This is a genomic window from Actinoplanes sp. NPDC004185 (genome assembly GCF_053603475.1).
In genome coordinates, this window is the sequence record NZ_JBSGFR010000112.1 from 1 (window position 1) to 3,986 (window position 3,986).

Consider the following 3,986-nt stretch of genomic DNA (forward strand, 5'->3'; position numbering starts at 1 on the left):
AGCCGGCGGCGCGCCCGGTAGCGCGCCGCCGGGAGCCGTCGGAGGTGGGACGACCGGGGTGCGGTTGTCAGGTCTGGTCGCCGTACCGTTGGGCTTGTGGGCATTGTCCCGGAGCGATGCCGCGCAGCACCCGCTCGCTGATCTCGCCCAGCTGGCGCAGCTGGGCCGGGGTGAGGGCGTCGACGACCAGCCGGCGCACGCCGGCCACGTGCTCCGGCGCGATCTCGACGATCTTGGCGTAGCCCTCGTCGGTGAGGATGGCGTTGGTGTAGCGGCCGTCGGCCGGGTCCAGCTCGCGGCGCACCCAGCCGCGTCGTTCCAGCCGCTTGATCAGGTGGGACAGCCGCGACAGTGAGCCCTGGGCGAACTGCGCCAGGGCGCTGATCCGCATGGCGCGCCCGGGCGCCTCGGACAGTCCGGCCATGACGCCGTATTCGAACTGGGTGATGCCCGCCAGGCGCTGCATCTCGCCGTCGAGCGTGGCCGGCAGGACGACCATGAGCGCGGCGAAGCTCTTCCACGCCCGTAACTGCTGCTCATCGAGCCAGTTCACCTCGTCGCCCACCCGGCCATCGTAGCTGAACGTTCACGTCACTCTCGGTTGACCGTTCAAGTCACAGGGCCTACGGTTCACTAGAACGTTCAACTCTCGAAGGGCTCCGGAATGAACATCGTGCTGTGGATCGTCGCCGGTCTGCTGGCTGCCGTCTTCCTCGCCTCCGGCCTCATGAAGGTGCTGCGGCCCAAGGAGGAGCTCAAGAAGGCCGGCATGGCGTGGGTCGACCTGTTCTCGCCCGGCGCGGTCAAGGCCATCGGCGCCGTGGAAGCCCTCGCCGCGATCGGGCTGATCCTGCCCGCGGTCCTCGACATCGCCCCGATCCTCGTCCCGCTGGCCGCGCTCGGCCTGGCGCTCGTGATGATCGGCGCGGCCATCACCCACGCCCGGATGAACGACTACAAGGGCATGGCGCCCAGCATCGTGCTGTTGCTGCTGGCGGCCTTCGTCGCCTGGGGCCGATTCGGACCGTACGCGTTCTGAACGGTTCCAGTTCGCGGCAAGCCGCTTCGATCCGTGCCACGATGAACGCGATAGTTCTGGTCCAGGCGGGAGTCAAAGGCAATGAGCGAACACGTTTCCGACAGCGCCGAATGGCAGGCAGTGCAGGGGCACGCCGAGAAGTTCTCGAGCGTGCACCTGCGCGACCTGTTCGACAGTGATCCCCGGCGCGGCGAGCGGCTCACCGCCCAGGTGGCGGACCTCTACGTGGACTACAGCAAGAACCTGGTCACCGACGAGGTCCTGGCCGCGCTGGTCGCCCTGGCCGAGCGGGCCGGGCTGCGTGAGCGCACGGCGGCCATGTTCGCCGGCGAGCACATCAATGTCACCGAGGACCGGGCCGTGCTGCACACCGCACTGCGGCTGCCCCGGGACGCCACGCTGGTCGTCGACGGCCAGGACGTCGTCCGCGACGTGCACGAGGTGCTGGACCGGATGGGCGCGTTCACCGACCGGGTCCGCTCCGGCGAGTGGACCGGCGCCACCGGGCAGCGGATCCGGACCGTGGTCAACATCGGCATCGGGGGATCGGACCTCGGGCCGGTCATGGCGTACGAGGCCCTGAAGGCGTACGCCGACGCGGGCCTGGAGTGCCGCTTCATCTCCAACATCGACCCCACCGACCTGTACGCCAAGACCCACGACCTGGACCCGGCGACCACCCTGTTCGTAGTCGTGTCCAAGACCTTCGGCACGCAGGAGACGCTGACCAACGCCACCGAGGCCCGCAACTGGCTGCTGGCCGGGCTGGGCGGCGACCAGAGCGCGGTGGCCAAGCACTTCGTCGCGGTCAGCACCAACGCCCAGCGGGTGGCCGACTTCGGCATCGACACCGAGAACATGTTCGGCTTCTGGGACTGGGTCGGCGGGCGCTACTCGCTGCCGTCGGCGGTCGGCCTGTCGGTGATGCTGGCGATCGGCAAGGAGCGTTTCGGCGAGCTGCTCGCCGGCTACCACGCGGTGGACGAGCACTTCCGCACCACGCCGCTGGAGCGCAACGTGCCGGCCCTGCTCGGGCTGTTGAACGTCTGGTACGACACGTTCCTCGGGGCCCAGTCGCACGCCGTGCTGCCGTACTCGCAGTATCTGCACCGCTTCCCGGCGTACCTGCAGCAGCTGACCATGGAGAGCAACGGCAAGCACGTCCGCCTGGACGGCTCCGCCGTGGACTTCCAGACCGGCGAGGTCTTCTGGGGCGAGCCCGGCACCAACGGCCAGCACGCCTTTTATCAGCTGATCCACCAGGGCACCAAGCTGATCCCGGCCGACTTCATCGGCTTCGCCGTGCCCAACCACGACACCGGCGAGATGCACGACCTGTTCATGTCGAACTTCTTCGCGCAGACCAGCGCGCTGGCGTTCGGCCGCACCGCCGAGCAGATCGAGGCCGAGGGCGTGGCCGCGGAGATCGTGGCGCACAAGGTGATGCCGGGCAACCACCCGACCACCACCATCCTGGCCGAGAAGCTGACGCCGTCGGTGCTGGGCCAGCTCATCGCGCTCTACGAGCACATCACCTTCACCCAGGGCACCATCTGGCAGATCAACTCGTTCGACCAGTGGGGCGTGGAGCTGGGCAAGGTCATGGCCAATCAGCTCGCACCGCTGCTGACCGCGGCCGAGGCCCCGGGCGCGGAGAACGACTCCTCGACCGACACGCTCATCGCCCGCTACCGCACCCAGCGCGGCCGCTGACCGCTCAGGGCGCCCCTTCTTGTCGGAGGGGCGCCCTAAGCTGCGTCTGTGGATCTGACGACGACGCAGGCGCTGGCCCTGCGCATGCGCAGCCTGCTGCTCACCCCGCCGCACCCGGTCACGGATGTGGCCGGGGTGGTCGAGTGGTTCGGCGCCCTGCAGGCGCAGGACATGGCGAGCGGCCTGTGGTCGCTGGGCGTGCGCCTGCCCGGCTGGACGGTCGGCGACGTCACGGCCGCCCTGGAGCGCCGGGAGGCGATCCGCACATGGCCGATGCGCGGCACCGTGCACCTGGTTCCACCGGCCGACACGCGCTGGATGCTGGAGCTGATGGGCGTGCGCGCTTTGGCCGGGGCGGCCAAGCGCCGCGAGACCATCGGCTTGTCCGAGGCGACGGCCGAGCGCGGCGTCGAGGTCCTGGCCACCGCCCTGAAGGGCCGCCGGCTGACCCGCGCCGAGTGCCTGACGGCCCTGGCCGAGGGGGGCGTCGAGCTCGGCCCGCAGATGGGCTACCACCTCCTCTGGTACGCGAGCCAGAAAGGCGTCTCCTGCATCGCCCCGCACATCGGCAAGGAGCAGACGTTCGTGCTGCTCGACGAGTGGGCGCCCGACCCTCACCGGCCGGAGCGCACCGAGGCGCTGGGCATCATGGCCCTGCGCTACTTCCGCAGCCACGGCCCGGCGACCCGGGCCGACTTCGCCCGCTGGACCGGCCTGACCATGGCCGACACCCGCGCGGGCATCGCCGCGGCGGGCGACCGGCTCACCACCGTCCGGGTCGACGGAGCCGAGATGGTCGCCGACCCGGCCCTGCTCGACACCACGCCGGCCGACATGGCCGATGACTGGGCGGCGCTGCCCGGCTTCGACGAGTACGTCCTGGGCTACAAGGACCGCTCACTGATGATGGCCGACGAGCACCTGGCCGCGGTCGTCCCGGGCGGCAACGGCATCTTCCGCTCCACCCTGGTCCGCGGCGGCCGGGTGGTCGGCACCTGGACCCGCACCCTGGGCAAGAAGGCGGTGACCGTCGACATCCAGCCGCTGGCCGACCTCGGCCCGGCCGAGCGGGCCCGGGCGGAGGAGGCCCTCCAGCCGTACGCGGCGTTCGTCGGCCTGCCCGCCCAGATCCGCTGGTCCTAGATGTTGCGACCCGACACGTTGTTTCAGGCGGTGAGGCGGCTGATCGGTGGGTGTCCCCCGAGTGCTGAGTGGCTGCGGGCAGTGTTGTAGT

4 protein-coding genes are annotated in these 3,986 nt (G+C 70.3%); 3 read left to right on the forward strand and 1 reads right to left on the reverse strand.

The features are described from left to right. Positions 1–67: 67 nt before the first annotated feature. Complete coding sequence (locus tag ACWEOZ_RS44110; protein ID WP_451916643.1) at positions 68–565, reverse strand: MarR family winged helix-turn-helix transcriptional regulator; 498 nt, start codon at positions 563–565, stop codon at positions 68–70. Between the two features lie 99 nt (positions 566–664). Here ACWEOZ_RS44110 and ACWEOZ_RS44115 point away from each other — a divergent pair, with 99 nt between their 5' ends. The 3 genes from ACWEOZ_RS44115 to ACWEOZ_RS44125 all read left to right on the forward strand — a co-directional run bounded on the left by ACWEOZ_RS44115 (position 665) and on the right by ACWEOZ_RS44125 (position 3,895). Continuing rightward, positions 665–1,039, forward strand: a complete 375-nt coding sequence (locus ACWEOZ_RS44115; RefSeq protein WP_451916644.1) for a DoxX family protein — start codon at positions 665–667, stop codon at positions 1,037–1,039. Between the two features lie 81 nt (positions 1,040–1,120). Continuing rightward, positions 1,121–2,752 carry a glucose-6-phosphate isomerase gene (gene pgi / locus ACWEOZ_RS44120; protein WP_451916645.1) on the forward strand — a complete coding sequence of 544 codons (1,632 nt, stop codon included), beginning with the start codon at positions 1,121–1,123 and terminating at the stop codon, positions 2,750–2,752. Between the two features lie 84 nt (positions 2,753–2,836). Continuing rightward, positions 2,837–3,895 (forward strand): winged helix DNA-binding domain-containing protein, encoded by a 1,059-nt coding sequence (locus ACWEOZ_RS44125; protein ID WP_451916646.1) that lies wholly within the window; start codon positions 2,837–2,839, stop codon positions 3,893–3,895. Positions 3,896–3,986 lie beyond the last annotated feature (91 nt).

Coding starts and splice junctions, on each gene's coding strand:
- ACWEOZ_RS44115 (WP_451916644.1), top strand. CDS start 665: ATGAACATCGTGCTGTGGATCGTCGCCGGTCTGCTGGCTGCCGTCTTC.
- pgi (WP_451916645.1), top strand. CDS start 1,121: ATGAGCGAACACGTTTCCGACAGCGCCGAATGGCAGGCAGTGCAGGGG.
- ACWEOZ_RS44125 (WP_451916646.1), top strand. CDS start 2,837: ATGCGCAGCCTGCTGCTCACCCCGCCGCACCCGGTCACGGATGTGGCC.